At 73.6% G+C, this 16,105-nt stretch carries 13 protein-coding genes; 6 read left to right on the plus strand and 7 right to left on the minus strand.

Annotation, left to right across the window (positions count from 1 at the left end):
• Position 1 precedes the first annotated feature (1 nt).
• The 4 genes from N4G70_RS05175 to N4G70_RS05190 all read left to right on the plus strand — a co-directional run bounded on the left by N4G70_RS05175 (position 2) and on the right by N4G70_RS05190 (position 6,844).
• Complete coding sequence (locus N4G70_RS05175; protein ID WP_261711158.1) at positions 2-1,057, plus strand: alpha/beta fold hydrolase; 1,056 nt, start codon at positions 2-4, stop codon at positions 1,055-1,057.
• The gene (locus N4G70_RS05180; protein ID WP_261711159.1) at positions 1,057-2,511 is read left to right on the plus strand and encodes a carboxylesterase/lipase family protein; all 1,455 of its coding nucleotides are present in this window, start codon (positions 1,057-1,059) and stop codon (positions 2,509-2,511) included. Before N4G70_RS05175 ends, N4G70_RS05180 begins: the two co-directional genes overlap by 1 nt.
• A gap of 116 nt (positions 2,512-2,627) precedes the next feature.
• A complete protein-coding gene (locus tag N4G70_RS05185) occupies positions 2,628-5,603 on the plus strand; it encodes an SNF2-related protein (RefSeq protein ID WP_399034321.1) in 2,976 nt (991 codons plus the stop codon).
• Entirely contained in the window at positions 5,600-6,844 is a 1,245-nt protein-coding gene (locus N4G70_RS05190; protein WP_261711161.1) for an SWIM zinc finger family protein, read from the plus strand. The genes N4G70_RS05185 and N4G70_RS05190 overlap by 4 nt, the downstream gene beginning before the upstream one ends.
• A gap of 47 nt (positions 6,845-6,891) precedes the next feature.
• Here the strand turns inward: N4G70_RS05190 and N4G70_RS05195 are convergent, their stop codons facing one another.
• From N4G70_RS05195 to N4G70_RS05205, 3 genes are all read right to left on the minus strand, one after another.
• Positions 6,892-9,000, minus strand: a complete 2,109-nt coding sequence (locus tag N4G70_RS05195; protein WP_261711162.1) for a TerD family protein — start codon at positions 8,998-9,000, stop codon at positions 6,892-6,894.
• 206 nt (positions 9,001-9,206) lie between these two features.
• Complete coding sequence (locus N4G70_RS05200) at positions 9,207-9,749, minus strand: hypothetical protein (protein ID WP_261711163.1); 543 nt, start codon at positions 9,747-9,749, stop codon at positions 9,207-9,209.
• A 124-nt stretch (positions 9,750-9,873) separates the two neighbouring features.
• Positions 9,874-10,599, minus strand: a complete 726-nt coding sequence (locus N4G70_RS05205) for a DUF2293 domain-containing protein (RefSeq protein WP_261711164.1) — start codon at positions 10,597-10,599, stop codon at positions 9,874-9,876.
• A gap of 253 nt (positions 10,600-10,852) precedes the next feature.
• Here N4G70_RS05205 and N4G70_RS05210 point away from each other — a divergent pair, with 253 nt between their 5' ends.
• On the plus strand, positions 10,853-11,503 hold the full coding sequence (locus N4G70_RS05210) for a uridine kinase (protein ID WP_261711165.1): 651 nt from the start codon (positions 10,853-10,855) through the stop codon (positions 11,501-11,503).
• Between the two features lie 18 nt (positions 11,504-11,521).
• On the opposite strand, the gene N4G70_RS05215 is transcribed toward N4G70_RS05210, so the two are convergent.
• Entirely contained in the window at positions 11,522-12,442 is a 921-nt protein-coding gene (locus N4G70_RS05215; RefSeq protein ID WP_261711166.1) for a carbohydrate kinase family protein, read from the minus strand.
• 23 nt (positions 12,443-12,465) lie between these two features.
• Positions 12,466-13,380, minus strand: a complete 915-nt coding sequence (locus N4G70_RS05220) for a pseudouridine-5'-phosphate glycosidase (protein ID WP_261711167.1) — start codon at positions 13,378-13,380, stop codon at positions 12,466-12,468.
• 182 nt (positions 13,381-13,562) lie between these two features.
• Between N4G70_RS05220 and N4G70_RS05225 the strand changes: the two genes are divergently transcribed.
• Positions 13,563-14,006, plus strand: a complete 444-nt coding sequence (locus N4G70_RS05225; RefSeq protein WP_261711168.1) for a cupin domain-containing protein — start codon at positions 13,563-13,565, stop codon at positions 14,004-14,006.
• Positions 14,007-14,179: 173 nt separating this feature from the next.
• Here N4G70_RS05225 and N4G70_RS05230 read toward each other — a convergent pair whose 3' ends face one another.
• Both N4G70_RS05230 and N4G70_RS05235 read right to left on the minus strand, forming a co-directional pair.
• Positions 14,180-15,484, minus strand: coding sequence for an MFS transporter (locus N4G70_RS05230; protein ID WP_261711169.1), 1,305 nt, complete (start codon positions 15,482-15,484; stop codon positions 14,180-14,182).
• A 61-nt stretch (positions 15,485-15,545) separates the two neighbouring features.
• On the minus strand, positions 15,546-16,097 hold the full coding sequence (locus tag N4G70_RS05235; RefSeq protein ID WP_261711170.1) for a methylated-DNA--[protein]-cysteine S-methyltransferase: 552 nt from the start codon (positions 16,095-16,097) through the stop codon (positions 15,546-15,548).
• Positions 16,098-16,105 lie beyond the last annotated feature (8 nt).

The raw sequence follows: 16,105 nt of genomic DNA on the forward strand, positions 1-16,105 counted from the left end.
GATGCGCACCCTGCGAACCCGCCGTGTGGCCACGGCCCGGCTCACCCAGCACATCCTGGAAACCGGGCCCGGAGCGGGGCCCGAGGACCCGGCCGGGACCGTCGTCTTCGTCCACGGCAATGTCTCGTCCTCGGCGTTCTGGCAGGACACCCTGCACGATGTGCCCGAGCGCTACCGGGCGATCGCGGTAGACCTGCGCGGCTTCGGTGGAACCGATCCGCTGCCCGTCGACGCGACCCGGGGGCTGCGCGACTACGCGGACGACCTCGCGGCGCTGCTCGACGCCCTGCATGTGGGCGGCGCACACCTGGTGGGCTGGTCCCTGGGGGGAGGCGTGGTGCTCCAGTATCTGCGGGACCGGCCGTCCGCCGTCCGCTCCGTCACGCTCGTCAACCCGGTCTCGCCGTACGGATTCGGCGGTACCCGGGGCGAGGACGGGCAGCTCAATTCGCCCGACGGGGCCGGTTCCGGAGGGGGCACCGCCAACGCGGACTTCGTACGGCTCCTGCGCGAGGGCGACCAGGGCGACGGCTCCCCGCTCTCACCGCGCCAGGTCCTGGCCACCTGCTACGTCAAGCCCCCGATGCGCCCGGCCCGCGAGGACGAACTGGTGGCCGCCATGCTGACGACCCGTGTGGGCGACGACCACTATCCGGGCGACAGCATGGTGTGCGGCACCTGGCCCGGGGTCGCGCCCGGCGGCCGGGGCGTCCTCAACTGCCTCGCCCCCACCCATTTCCGCCTCGACGACCTGCACACGCTGCCCGTCCTGCCGCCGGTGACCTGGATCCGCGGCGAGGACGACGTCATCGTCTCCGACACCTCCCTGTTCGACCTCGCCCACCTCGGCGCGCTCGGCGTGGTGCCCGACTGGAACGGCACCCCCGCCCAGCCGATGCTCGCCCAGACCCGTCACGTGCTGGGCCTTTACGCCCGGGCCGGCGGCAGGGTACGAGAGGTTGTGGTGCCCGGAGCCGGGCATGCGGTCCATGTCGAACGTCCCCGGGAGTTCGGCGCGGCACTGCTCGAAACGCTGTCGGAAGGCGCACGCACCTGATGGAACCCATCCGTACGACCCGCCAGGGCGCGGTGCGAGGGCGGCTCGTCGCCGACGACGTGGCCGCCTTCCTCGGCATCCCGTTCGCCGCGCCCCCCTTCGGGGAGGCGCGCTTTCGCGCACCGGCGCCCGCAGCCTCCTGGGACGGCGTGCGCAACGCGCTCTCCTACGGCCCGAGCGTGCCCCGAGCTCCCTACGCGCCGCCCTTCGACGTCCTGCTCCCCGACGACGGACCGCAGGGCGAGGACTGCCTCAACCTCAACGTCTGGACCCCGCACCCGGCCTCCGGGGGCGGCCTCCCGGTGATGGTGTGGATCCACGGCGGGGCCTTCGCCAACGGCTCCGGGTCGGCCTCCGGCTATGACGGAAGCGCCTTCGCGCGCGACGGCGTGGTGTACGTCAGCATCAACTACCGGCTCGGCGCCGACGGCTTCCTGCGGCTGCCCGACCGGCCGGACAACCGCGGGCTGCTCGATCAGATCGCCGCCCTGGAATGGGTTCGCGACAACATCGACGCCTTCGGCGGCGACCCCGGCCAGGTCACCGTCTTCGGCGAGTCGGCGGGCGCCATGAGCATCGGCGCGCTGCTCTCCATGCCCCGCGCCCGTGGCCTGTTCCGCCGCGCGATCCTGCAGAGCGGCGCCGCCCACCACTTCCTGCGGCCCGCCTCCGCCGACCTGATCACCGCCCGGCTCGCCGGGAAACTGGGCATCGGGGCGACCGCGGAGGAGTTCGCCGCCGTCCCCCTGGAGGCCCTGCTTCCCGCCCAGGCCGAGCTGCGCGGCGAGATCGGGGCGTGCCCGGACCCCGCCCTGTGGGGCGAGGCGGCGCTCAACATGATGCCGTTCGAGCCCGTCCTGGACGAGCTGCCGCTGCCGTCGGCCGACTGCGGGGTGGAGCTCATGACCGGCAGCAACCTGGAGGAGTACCGCCTCTTCCTGGTGCCGACCCGGCGCCTGGACGTCCTGTCGCAGGACAGGCTGCGCGCGGCCACGACGGCGTACGGTCTCGATCCCGACAAGGCGCTGCCCGTGTACGCGCGCAACCGCCCGGACGCGTCGCCGGGCGAACTGTTCGACGCGGTCACCACCGACTGGTTCTACCGGATCCCCGCCCTGCGTCTGGCGGAGGCGGTGCCCGGCTCCCACGTGTACGAGTTCGCCCGGCGCTCCCCGGCCGCCGACGGCCGGCTCGGCGCCTGCCACGCCTCCGAGCTCGCGTATGTCTTCGACCGGCTCGACGACCCCACCTACGCTCCGATCCTCGGCGAGAAGCCCTTCCAGCCCCTCGCGGACGCGATGCACAGCGCCTGGGTGGCCTTCGCGAAGACGGGCGACCCGGGCTGGGCGCCCTATGACCGCGAGACCCGCGCGACCCAGGTCTTCGACGATGTCTGCGGCGTCGAGCCGGACCCCCGCGCCGAAGAACGTGCCTTGTGGGAGGGGGTGCGCTGAGGTCGCGGGGCCCATTGTCAGACCTCGCCCGTAAGGTCGTAGATCAGTCGCGGACCACGCGACGGAGACGACCGTGCGGACGAAGGAGGTGACCGGCGGTGAACCGGCCGACACCGATGTGGCACCCCGAGTCCGGCCGCGCGGCCTCCTCCGGCCCCGCGCCCGCCCGCCGCGAGCCTTCCCCGCACACCCAGCGGCCTCCAGGGCCCGGCCAGAACCCCGCGCGGCCGCACGACGACCCGGCCGCACCGGGGCCCGCGGTGTCGGCCGCCGCCGTGTTCCTGCCCGCCGGGCTGCCCCGCGAGGGAAGGGTCGCGTTCTGGGATCCGGACCAGGGCCCGCTGCCCCAAGGACCGCCCGGCGCCGAGGTGACCGAGCTGACCGTGGTGCGCCGCCACGGCGGCGGCGCCCGCAGCCGCAAGGTCGCCGCTCTCGTGCTGCCGGTCGCCGAAGCGCTGCCGCTGCTGGTCAGAGCCCGCCGCCACCCCGCCGCACACCCGGCGGCGGCCTGCTGGGGCGCCGCCGCGCTGCATGCCCTGCACCTCGTCGCGCGCGGCAGACTGCTGCCCGGCCTGACCTCCACCCACCACGACGCCTGGCGCGCGGGCCCGCTGGACGCCGACGACATCGCCCAGCTCCGGGCCATCGCCGCCGCCATGCCGTACGAGGCGTACGGCATGCCCGTCCCCGGCCGCGGCGCCCTCCAACTGCCCGAACCGGAGGCCTTGGTGCGGGCCTTCCTCGACGCGGTCGCCGACACCCTGCCGCGTACTCCGGCCGCGGCCCACGCCGCCGGAGCACCCTTCGCGGCGCCCACCGCCCAGCACTTGCCGGGCGCCCGCGCCTGGGCCGCCGAGGCGGCCGCCGGGATGGACGCGGGCGTCCGGGTCTCGCTGCGCCTGGACCTCTCCGGGTACGAGCTGTTCGACACGGCGTCCGAGGAGGAGGGCGAGGCGCGACGGGCGGGCTCGGCCATCGTCCAGGTACACAGCCTCGCCGACCCCACCCTGGTCGTCGACGCGGCCGACCTGTGGGCGGACGGCGCGGCCGACGAGCGCCCTCAGGCCCCAACTGCCGTCCCGGGAAGCGGAGTCGAGGCCTTCGGGCCGCGCGCCCGCATCGACGCGCTGCTCGCCCTGCGCCGCGCCGCCCGTGTGTGGTCACCGCTCGGCCTGCTCCTGGAGCGCGGCGTCCCCGATGTGCTGCCGCTCACCGAGGACGAGCTGTACGAGTTGCTCGGCGAGGCCTCCGCGCGGCTGGCGGCGGCGGGCATCACCGTCCACTGGCCCCGCGAACTGGCCCGCACCCTCAGCGCCACCGCCGTGGTGCGACCGGCCCCCGGCTCGGCGACCGACGGCACCTCCTTCTTCGACGCGGGTGAACTCCTCGCGTTCGACTGGCAGTTGGCGCTCGGCGACGAACCCCTCACCAACGCCGAGATGGATGTGCTCGCCGAGTCCCACCGCCCGATCGTGCGGCTGCGCGACCAGTGGGTGGTGGCCGACCCCGAGCTCGTCCGCAAGGCCAGAAAACGCGACCTGGGGCTGCTCGACCCCGTGGACGCGCTGTCCGTCGCCCTCACCGGCGCCGCCGAGGTCGACGGCGAGACGGTCCAGGCGGTCCCGGCCGGAGCGCTCGCCCTGCTCCGCGACCGGCTTCTGGAAGGCCCCGCGACGGCCGAACAGCCGCCCGGCCTGGACGCGACGCTGCGCGACTACCAACTGCGGGGTCTGGCCTGGCTCGACATGATGACGTCGATGGGTCTCGGCGGCTGCCTCGCCGACGACATGGGCCTCGGCAAGACGATCACCGTGATCGCCCTGCATCTGCGCCGGGCCCGCACCGAGCCCACCCTCGTGGTCTGCCCGGCCTCGCTGCTCGGCAACTGGCAGCGCGAGATCGCCCGGTTCGCGCCCGGCGTCCCGGTGCGCCGCTTCCACGGAAACAGCCGGAGCCTGGAGGGCAGCGCCGGCGGCTTCGTCCTCACCACGTACGCCACCATGCGCGGCAGCGCGCCCCAACTGGCCGACCACGCCTGGAACATGGTGGTCGCCGACGAGGCGCAGCATGTCAAGAACCCGTTCTCGGCGACCGCCAAGGCGCTGCGCACCATCCCCGCGCCCGCCAGGGTCGCGCTCACCGGCACCCCCGTGGAGAACAACCTCTCCGAACTGTGGGCGCTGCTCGACTGGACGACCCCCGGGCTGCTCGGCCCCCTCAAGGCGTTCCGGGCCCGGCACGCCCGCCTGGTGGAGAACGGCGAGGACGACGAAGCCGCGGCCCGTCTCTCCCGCCTGGTCCGCCCCTTCCTGCTGCGCCGCAAGAAGTCCGACCCGGGCATCGTGCCCGAACTGCCGCCTAAGACCGAGACGGACCATCCCGTCCCGCTCACCCGTGAACAGGCCGCCCTGTACGAGGCGGTGGTCCGCGAGGTGATGGTGGCGGTCGAGGCCTCGGAAGGCATCGCGCGCCGCGCCCAGATCATGAAGCTGCTGACCGCCCTGAAGCAGATCTGCAACCACCCGGCGCAGTATCTGAAGGAGGACGCCCCGCGCCTGGCGTCCCGCTCGGGCAAGCTGGCCCTGCTCGACGAACTGGTCGACACCATCCTCAGCGAGGACGGCTCGGTCCTCGTCTTCACCCAGTACGTCGCCATGGCCCGGCTGCTCTCCAGCCATCTCACCGCCCGTGGCGTGCCCTCCCAACTCCTGCACGGCGCAACACCGGTGGCCGAGCGGGACCGCCTCGTCGACGCCTTCCAGGACGGCGAGGTCCCCGTGTTCATCCTCTCCCTCAAGGCCGCCGGCACCGGCCTCAACCTGACTCGCGCCGGCCATGTCATCCACTACGACCGATGGTGGAACCCGGCGGTCGAGGAACAGGCCACCGACCGCGCCTACCGCATCGGCCAGACCCAGCCGGTCCAGGTCCACCGTCTGATCGCCGAGGGCACGGTGGAGGAGCGCATCGCCGAGATGCTGGAGCAGAAACGCCGGCTGGCCGAGGCGGTCCTCGGATCCGGGGAGAGCGCTTTGACCGAACTCACCGACCGTGAACTGGCCGATCTGATCTCCCTGCGGAGGGCAGCGTGAACCCCCGCGCGCCCCTGCGCACCCCGCGCCACGACGACCGCCGCCGCACCTACCCCGCGCTCGGCGCCCGCTCGCAGCGGACCGGGACCTGGTGGGGCGACGCCTGGGTGGAGGCCCTGGAGGACCTCGCCCTGGACCCCGCCCGCCTGGCCCGCGGGCGTGCCTACGCCGAAGCCGGCCAGGTCGACGCGATCACCGTCACCCCGGGCCGGATCACCGCCTACGTCCACGGCTCCAGGCCCCGCCCCTACCGTACGGAGCTGCGGCTGCGCACCCTGCCCGAGCAGGCGTGGGAGGACTTCCTCGACACCGCGGCCCGGGAGCCCGCCCACATCGCGGCCCTGCTCGACAAGGACCTTCCGCAGGCGCTCGCCGACGAGGCGGCGCTGCTTCCCGCGTCGGGCGACCTGATCCCCGACTGCTCGTGTCCCGACGACGGCTACCCCTGCAAGCACGCGGCGGCGCTCTGCTACCAGACCGCCCGCCTGCTGGACGAGGACCCCTTCGTACTGCTGCTGATGCGGGGGCGGGGCGAGCAGGAGGTCCTCGCCGCGCTCACCCGGCGCAACGCCACCCGCATGGCCGTGGAACGACCCGCGCCGCCGCCCCGACTCCCCACCGTCCAGGCCCGGTCGGCCGTCCAGCCGCGCACGTTGCCGCCGCTCCCGCCGCCCTTCCCCGCACCCGCGCGGCCGGGCCACCCGCCCGCCTTCCCCGAGGTGCACGGCGGCCCCGACCCGCTGTCCCTCGACCTCCTCGCCACCGAGGCGGCCATCCGTGCCCACACCCTCCTGACCACCGGACAGGACCCGATCGCCCCGCTCACCACCTGGCAGGACGCGGTCCGTCTCGCCGCCGCGCACCCGGGCTCCGGCCTCACCTCGGCCACCCGCGCGCTCTACACCTCGCTGACCCGTGCCACCGACCGCACCCCCACAGACCTGGCCCGCGCGGTGGCCGCCTGGCGCCAGGGCGGTATCGAGGCGCTCGCCGTCCTCGAATCGCCCTGGGACCCGCCGGCCGGCCCCTTCGACCGCGCCCGCCCGGCGCTGAGCACCGCCGGCTTCCCCGGCTTCCGCCCCCACCGCAACCGCCTCTCCACCCCCACCGTCCAGCTACGCTACGGCCGCGACGGCCTCTGGTACGGCTACGAATCGGACCCCGGCCGAGACGACTGGTGGCCCCGCGGCACCCCCGATCCCGACCCCGTAGGAGCCCTCACCGCCCGCCTGGGCTCCTGACGGCCGCCGACGCGCCGAAGCAGTGCCGGGTCGGGAGGGGCGGGATGTCAGGCGGCCGGGCCGGCCACCCTGGCGCGCGGGGCCGGCCGCTGCTCCAGGTGCGTCACCACGCCGGAGTGGAACAGGTCGACGGCCGCGTCCACCCCGCGGATGAACCCCGTCTCGGCGTTGCCGCGCGTACTGCCCACGCCCTTGGAGAGCGACAGCCGGAACCCGGTGATCCGCTCGGGCCCCTTCGGCAGCAGGTCCCCCGGCTCGGGGCGCAACTTCTCCAGGGTGCCGCGGGGGCCGACCGTCTCACCTTCGAGGAGGGTCTGCACATGAAGGTCCGCCGGCGCCTCGCTCAGCTGCTTCATCAGCTTCTTCACCCAGCTGAGGGGATACCCCTGTTCGGGTGCGGCGATCTCGATGGACGTCCTGAGCCGTCCCATCCGCAGATCGGCGACGACCCCCAGGATGCCGGGCGTGCCCTCGATACGGATCTCGGCCCCCAACTGCCCGTCCACACAGAGGCGCCCGGCCAGTTCGGCACGGCGTGACTGAGGATCGGTGCCCCGCTTGGCCCGCTGCACGGGCACCACCTTCGTGCCGAGCTCTCCGCCGAGCCGCAGGCACACTTGGCGGATCAGCCGCTCCCAGCTCTCGACGACCTGCACGGTCCGCGGGTCGCCCGGCGACAGGGTCTCCTCATCGATTCCGTTGCGCACCGGGACCCACGCGGGCCCCATGTTCTGGAAGCCGTGACAGCCGGAGTTGTCATGCTGGAGGTAGTGCAGGAGCTCCTGGAGGAGCCAGGCGTGCGCCTCGTTGCGTACACCCTCGTGCCGGATGAGGAGCTGTGCCTGGTGCGTCACTTCGGCCCAGGACAGGTGCCACAGAGCCACCTTGTGCTTGCGCCGCCCATCGGTCTTCACCTCGACCAGGGAACTTCCCTCCAGCGCCACGTCGTTGGAGAGAGTGATGACCGCTTCGTAGCCCCGGCGGGCGGCGATGTCCATGTACGCCTGGATCTGCTCGGCCTTGAGTGGGTTGCCGTTGGTCTTCGTCTCGACGAGGGCCGTCCACAACTTTCCCGCGCGCTCCACACGAATGACACCGTCGGGCCGCTTGGGGGTGTCGCCGTGCGGGAGTGTGACCTCGGTGAATGTCTCCATCCGCCCGGCGGGCGCGCCGAACGTGGCGGTGAGACGGCGTCCGAACTCGGGCACCTGGGTCATCACGGCGAGCAGTACGGACGTCGCCCGCACCTCGCGTTCCCGGTCGCTCTTGAGCGAGGACGCGGGGAACAACCGGGCGCCGCGCCAGGCGTCGTTCTCGGCGAGCGAGGGCTTGGGTGCCTTCGGCAGCGTGACTTTCTTCTTGGCCGTACGCAGCCGTCGTGCGGGCGCGGCGGCGGTCGGCTCGGCCGGGGCTGGTGCGGCCGGGTCTGGTTCGGCGGTGCGCGGAACGGGTACGGACGCGAGCGCGGCGGCGCGGGCGGCGGCCTGAGCGGCGACGGCCGTGTCCGCCCGCGGGGTTGGGGCAACGCTCTCGATGGCCGGTTCGGCGTTGCTGTCGTCCGCGGCATGGAGGGTGTCGGCCGCCTCGTCCTGTCGGCCGTCCTGGTCGTCGTCCTCGTCGATCCCGATCCCGTAGTCGGTGGCGAGGCCGGCCAGGCCTGAGTCGTAGCCCTGACCGATCGCCCGGAACTTCCAGGCATCCGCACGCCTGTAGATCTCCCCGAAGACGAATGCGCTCTCCGAGTCGGCGTCGGCGATGGAGAAACCGAGCATGGCTTCGCCGGAACCGTCCGCCAGGGTGAGGCGGATGTTCTCCAACTCGCCGAAATGAGCCCGCTGATGGCGGCTGGCCGCGTTGACGATCCGGTCGACCTCGCCGGGAAGGGCCGTCAGATCGAGCCGGATTCTGTCCTCACTGCCGTTCTCGGTCGGTGCCGGACCGAGGAGTTGCACCGTGCCGTCGGGCGCGGCCGGGTTGTTGTAGAAGTAGAAGTCCGCGTTGTCCCGGACCTTGCCGTCGGCGCCGAGTAACAGCACGGAGATATCCGCGTCGCCTTCTCCGCTGGGACTGCTCCAGCTCAGGTTGACCATCACGGAACCGGCGTTCTCACTGAGCGCCGCCAGGCCCACGTTGGCACCCTTGACCATTTCGTGCATGCGAGATCCCCCCACGGGATGGAGGGCTGCACGGGCATGGCCGAACTGCCCTCTGTTCACGGAAAAGTTGATGCCCTCCCCAAGAGCGCGGGATCGAGCCTACTCGCCGATGTGCTCCTGCCTGGGGGAAAGGGAAAAGGCATGAGGGGACACCAGCCCCCTCGCAAAGATGGGGCGCGGCCTCCCGGAAGGCATGGCCGCGCCCCCTACCCGCTCGTCGCCCAATGGGTCAGCCTCTTGAAGTCGGCCTCGCTCAGGCCCCGTCGAGGGTGGACGCGCACCAGGAGGGCGCGTGCGTCGTGGTGGGTGCGCACATATGTCTCGTCCAGATCGGTGATCATGTCGTCGACCCAGGCGAACGGTCGGCCGGCAGCCCACTTCAGCAGGGGTCTGGTCTTCCAGTACAGGCCGTCCGGGTCGGTGGCGAACAGTTCGGGCCAGGCGATGAAGGGGAGGTCCGGGGGGAGGCCGATGACGGGGGCGATCATTTCGTTCGCCTCGTTCATCCAGGTGGTGGCCCACGCCAGTTCGTAGGGCAGCGCGCGCAGCAGGGGGCCGTGCGCCGGGTTGAGGAAGACGCGCAGGCCGCGACGGTGCGGTCGGGAGCCCGGGGCCTGGCGGGAGAGCCAGTTCGAGGGGCGGAGCCGATGGGTGCGGTAGCCGCGCAGATGCGGCAGGCGGGCGGCGTACGGGTTGAGGGGGCCGTCCACGTCGAGGAGCAGCAGCGGGCGGTCCGGCGCAGTCGTCATGCGGGAGGGATACCCATGATGGGATGTCAATTTCCGCATAGAGACGTGTAGTTGTGCGGTGGGTGTCGGTTTGTCTCGGTGGGTTCGCGGTTCCGGTCGGACCGCCAGGGGCGGCCCCGTGCCGCTACGGGCGATGACTTGTCTCGGCATCGGCTGCCGCCTCGCCTTGGGCGGGGCCCGCTCGGGGTGGCGGGGGAGGGGTGGCCGGGCCCGCCGCCCAGGCGGACATGACGGCGTCGATCGCCGCGGCGACCCGGGCCCGCGCCCGGTTGTGCGGCACGCGCGCCATGAGCAGCGCGTCGTACTCCGTGTCCAGATGGCGTACGGACGCCCGCACGGCGGCCGTCACCGCCGCCTCGTCCAGGGCCCGCCCGGCCGCCGAGCGCCCCACCCGGCCGCTGCCCCGCACCGAGGCGTGCTCGGCGATGTCGCGGGCCCGCGCGGGCGGACAGCCCGGGAACAGGCGCAGGATCTCGGCCGCCAGCGCCGCGGTGAACCGCACGTCCTGGACCGCCCGGCGCTCCGCGTCCCGGGCGCGCCGGCGGGCCCGGGCCTCCGCATCGGCCAGACAGGCGGCCTCGGCCGCGGCGAGCGCGGCCTCTTCGACGAACACGCCCTGCCGCTCATAGCGCCGCCGGCGCCGGTTGAAGCGGACCACGACGGCGGACAGCGAGCCGCCCGCGCGGGCGCGCCGGGTGAGCGCGGTGTCGCCGCGCGGCAGGAAGACCAGATGGCCCAGGTCCGCGCAGTCCAGACAGAGCGGGGCGCCCGACACCAGGACGAGATGCCGCAGGGGGGCGCACCCGCAGTCGGCGCAGTGGTGGTGGCGCCGGGGTTGTATGACGAGCATGCGGCCGCCCTCCTCGCGCAGGTTTCCCGAGGATGCCGTTCCCTTCTGTGATGCCCCGCCCAATAAGCCGTGGAACAAGCCGGATTGGATGTGCGCCCCGCGCGGCCGGGTGCGCGAGGAGCGCAAAGCTGACACCGAAGCGGACCGGTGTGTGCGGTCGCGGTGGCATCCACCAGGGCCCGGGGGCCGGCTACGTCTCCGGGCCCGCTCCCGTTTCCGGCCCGTGCGCCCCGCAACGACGCATCATGGGTGCGTGCGATTCGAAGCGATCACCTGGGAACGGCTGACCGATGCCCTCGCCGAGCGGGCCATGGACGTGAAGACGGCCGACGGCGGCCCCCGGCTGCGCATCGGCATCGACGGCGCTCCCGCCGCCCGCACCGACGAGCTGGCGCGGCTCCTGGCGGACGCGCTCCGGCTGCGCGGAAGATCCGTCCTCGCCGTCTCCACCGAGGGCTTTCTGCGGCCAGCGTCGCTGCGCTTCGAATTCGGCCACCAGGACGCGTACACGTACTACGACGGCTGGTTCGACACGGGAGCCCTGTGGCGGGAGGTGTTCGGCCCCTTGGAGGCGGGCGGTACGGGACGGGTCCTGCCCGACCTGTGGGACCCGGCGACCGACCGGGCGACCCGCAGCCCGTATCAGGTCATCCCGGAGGGCGGGGTGCTGCTGGTGCACGGACCCCTGCTCCTGGGCCGCTGGTTTCCGCTCGACCTCACCGTGCACCTGCGTCTCTCGGCGCCGGCGCTGCGCCGCCGAACCGACGCGGACGCCCGCTGGACGCTGCCCGCCTTCGAGCGGTACGAGGCCGAGGTGCGACCGGCCGAGGTGGCCGACGTCGTGGTGCGGGTCGACGACCCTCGGCACCCGGCTTGGGAGGTGAGGACGACGGAGGGCGGGTGACGGATCTTCCTCATGCCCCTACTCCGTCGTCGGCCGCCCTCCCACCACCCCCACCGCGAGCGCCCCCGCCCGGCACCCCGCCTCGGCGGCCTCCGCGGGGGTCGCGCCGCGCAGGCGGGCGGCGAGGAAGCCGCCCGTGAAGGCATCGCCCGCGCCCGTGGAGTCCAGGGCCGTCACCTCCGGCGCCGCAACCCGCGCGACGATCTCCCCGGCGACGGCCACCAGTGCGCCGGCCGCGCCGAGCGTGACCGCCACCAAGGGGAACTGGCGGCTCAACTTGGCCGCCGCGTCCGACGGTTGGGGCAGTCCGGTGAGGAGGGACGCCTCGTCCGCGTTGGGGAGCAGTACGTCGATGCCCTCGGTCAGGGCCAGGAAGCGTTCGATGCCCAGGCCGGCGATGAAGCCGGTCGACGCCGGGTCCAGGCTCACGCCGACGCCCGCCTCGTGCGCCGACTCGCGTGCAGCGAGCGCCAGTTGACGACTCGATTCGGCGAACAGCAGATAGCCGGACAGATGGAGCTGGGCGACGCCGTCGAGGAGAGCCGGCGACCAGTCCGCGGGACCCATGCGGTGGACGGCGCCGCTGTCGGTGAGGAAGGTGCGTTCCGCCGTCGCCGTGTCGACCAGGGCGATCACGGTCGCGGTGGGGGCGTCGTCGTCCGCGATCAGTAGGGGGCGTACGCCGGCCCGGCGCAGCTGGAGGTCGTGCCAGTCGGCCGCGTCCCGGCCGGCCCGGGCGAGCAGCCGCACGTCCGGACAGCCCGAACGGGCCGCCCAGCAGGCCGCGTTGGCGCCCGCACCGCCCGGCACCGTACGGATGTCGGCGACCGTGTCCGTGGCGGGAGCGAGGGGGCCGCGGTGGCGCGCGACCACGTCGGTGACCACGTCCCCGACGACCAGCAGGCCCCCGCCCGCGCGGCCGTCCACCGCTTCGGTCACGGCGTGGCTGTCAACCCCTTCGGTCACAGCGCCGCCGCGATGTCGGCTGCGAGCCGGACGTTGCCGCGTACCGCCGCCACATTCGCCTCCAGGGAAGCACCGTCCGTGTGCTCGACCAGGTAGCGCAGCAGGAAGGGGGTCACCGCCTGGCCCGTGACGCCCGCGGCGCGGCACTCGGCCAGGCCCGAGGCGAGCACCGCGTCGTGCAGCCGCGGATCGAGCTGGTCCGCCTCCGGCACCGGGTTGGCCACGATCACCGCCGCGTCGAGCGCCAGCGAACGGTGGGCCCGCAGGACGTTCGCGGCCTCCTGCGGCGAGTGCACCGTCCAGTCCACGGGCTCGCCGGAGCTGGACAGATAGAACCCCGGGAACCGGTCCGTGCCGTAGCCGACCACCGACACCCCGAGCGTCTCCAGGCGCTGCAACGTGGCCGGCACGTCGAGGATCGACTTCACGCCCGCGCACACCACCGCGATGGGCGTCCTGGCCAGCAGGCGCAGATCCGCGGACTCGTCCTGGGTCTCGGTCCACCCGCGGTGTACGCCGCCGAGGCCGCCGGTCGCGAAGACGCGCAGGCCCGCCCGTGCGGCCAGGAACGCGGTGGCCGATACGGTGGTGGCCCCGCTCACCCCGGCCGCCAGCGCCATCGGCAGGTCGCGGTGCCCGAGCTTGCGCAGCTCCTCGTTGGCCACCCGCTCCAACTGCGCCTTGTCCAGGCCGACCCGAGGCCGTCCGTCGAGCACGGCGATCGTCGCGGGGACCGCGCCCCGGTCCCGCACCACCTGCTCCAGTTCGCGGGCGACGCGAAGATTGCGCGGACGGGGGAGGCCGTGCGAGATGATCGTCGACTCCAGAGCGACGACCGGGCGACCCTCGTCAAGAGCCGTCCTTACTTCTTCCGACACCGTGGTCTCAGCGGATACGTCGTCAAAGGGCATGCCCCATCCCTGGCGCGTACGGAAGCCGGGTAAACGTTCCTCAACTCCGCGCCGGGCGGACCCGTTTCGGCGGCCGGTAACCGGGCCGGGGGACGCACTGGACAGACTGTCGTGGGAGGACGCGCGGACCTGGGCGTACTGCCGGTCACGGCCCCGAGCCGGCGCGGCTAGATTGACCGGTCATGAGCACCACGGACCAGCCCACCGCCGCCCCCACGAACCCCGCCCCCACGAACCCGGCGCACACGAGCCCCGCGCCCGACGACCGGATTCCGCCGCTCGAGCCCGCCTCGTTCGCCGTGCGGATCAGCGACGCCGACCTGGAGCCGGAGCCGCTCGACCCGGCGCAGATCGTCTCCGGCACTCCGCGGGTGACCGGCAAGGTGCTGTGGGAGTCGCCCGACGGCAAGCAGATCCGGGGCATCTGGCAGATCACGCCGGGCGTGGTGACCGACACCGAGGCCGACGAGCTCTTCGTGGTCGTCGAGGGACGCGCCACCGTCGAGGTCGAGGGCGGCGAGACCCTGGAGATCGGTCCCGGCGACGCGTGTGTGCTGCGCGCCGGGGACCGCACCACCTGGACCGTCCACGAGACGCTGCGCAAGGCCTACCACATCAGCCTGTAGCGGGGCCTGTTGAGAGTGGCGGGCTCAGAGCGGCAGGCTGAGCGCGCTGGTTCGGCACCAGCCTCCGTGCGGGGCTGAGCGCGCTGGCCGGCACCAGCCCCCGTGCCGGGCTGGGCGCGCATCCCTCCGCCCGAAGGCGGCCGCCTTACCGCCTCCCCTGTTCCGCTATTCCGCTATCCCGGGGACTCCGCCGCCCCCTTCGTCCCCGTCCCGTGCCGTCGCGAGGTGAACAGGGCGAGGCCCGCCATCGGCAGCAGCAGCGAGGCGCCCGCCGCGTTGAGCCAGCCGTAGCCGGCGCGGGCCACGATCAGGCCGGCCGTGAGGCCGCCGATTCCGGCCGCCACGTTCATGGTCAGGTCGCACAGCCCCTGCACGGCGGCGCGTGCCGGGCCCGGCACCGAGTCGGTCAGCAGGGCCGAGCCGGAGACGAGCCCCGCCGACCAGCCGAGGCCGAGCAGAAAGAGCCCGGCCATGGTCTGGCCGTGGCTCGTGCCCGCCGTGCCCGCCAACAGGGCGGCGCAGCACAGCAGTCCGGCCGCCAGACCGATCACGGAGAGCCGCCCCAGCCGGTCGGCGAGCCAGCCCATCACCGGGGAGAACGCGTACATCCCCGCGATGTGCACACTGATGACGAGCCCGACGAGCTCGATGTCCGCGCCATGACGGGTGAGCGCGACCGGCGTCATCGACATGATCGACACCATCGCGGTGTGCGACACGGCGACGGTGACGAGCGCCAGGCGCGCCCGCGGCGACTGCCGGACCGCTGTGACCCCGGCCCGCAGGGAGCGGGCCGCCGGGGGATGCGCCGCGCCGCCGTCGAGGGCTCGGGCGGTCAGCAGCGGGTCCGGGCGCAGCAGTATGCCGACGAGGACGGCCGACAGCAGGAACACCCCGGCAGCCCACACGAACGGGCCCGCCGTCGCCGGTATGCCGAGGCCGGTGACGCTGCGGCCGGCCGGTGCCGCTATGTTCGGGCCGAGCACCGCGCCGATCGTCGTCGCCCAGACCACGGTGGAGATGGCACGGGCGCGGCGCCCCGGTTCGGCGAGATCGGCGGCGGCGTACCGGGCCTGAAGGTTGCCCAGCGAGCCCGCGCCGAAGACGGCCATGCCGACGAGGAGCAGCGGGAAGTTCTCGAGCACCGCGCCGGTGACCACGACGCAGGCGCCCACCACCCCCAGCAGATAGGCGAGCACCAGGCCGGGCCGGCGGCCGTGCCTGGTCATCAACGCGGCCAGCGGCATAGCGAGGAGCGCGGGCCCCGCCACCATGGAGGCCGAGGCGAGCCCCGACAGGGCCTGGCTGCCGCTGATCGCGGCGGCCAGCACGGCGGCCAGCGCGATCCCCGTGGCGTTCGCGAGCCCGCCGAGTATCTGGCTCGCGATCAGCACGGCGGTTATGCGGCGCCGCAGCGCGGGCAGCGCCGCCGGGTCTGGCGGCGCGCCGGTTCCGGTGGGGTGGGGACGTGTGGTCACCGGCGCAGTGTGCCAGCCCGTACACGGCCGGGAAACAGTCGGGCCGAAGGAAGCCCGGCGCTCAGAACAGGGGGCGCGGAAGCACCCCTTCGAGCGCGAGGAGGTGCCGCTTGGTCTCCAGGCCGCCGCCGAATCCGCCCAGGCCGCCGCGGCTTTCCACCACGCGATGGCAGGGCACCACCACCGGCAGCGGGTTCGAGCCCATGGCCGCGCCGACCGCCTGCGCCGCCCCGGGTTGCCCGACCCGGCCGGCCAGATCGCCGTACCCCACCACCGTCCCGTACGGCACCCCGGACGCGAGCTCGCGCAGCACCTGGCGGTTGAACCCGGACGAGAGCGACCAGTCGAGCGGCAGCGTGAACTCGCGCAGGGTGCCGTCGAAGTAGGCCTCGATCTGGCGTATGGGCTCCTCCAGGAGGCCCGGACCGCCGGGCACCGCCGGGGTGGGCTCGGTGGCGAACCGGGCGGCGAGGGCCCGCACGGCCCGGTCCCGTACCGGCTCGTCCGCGTGGAACACCACGTTCACCAGGCCCTGGCCGGTCGCGGCCAGGAGCAGCGGGCCGATGTCGCTGCGAACGACCGCCCACTCGACGAACTGCGCGTTGCTGTCCATGCCGACCA

This window comes from Streptomyces sp. ASQP_92 (genome assembly GCF_025399895.1).
GTDB lineage: Bacteria > Actinomycetota > Actinomycetes > Streptomycetales > Streptomycetaceae > Streptomyces.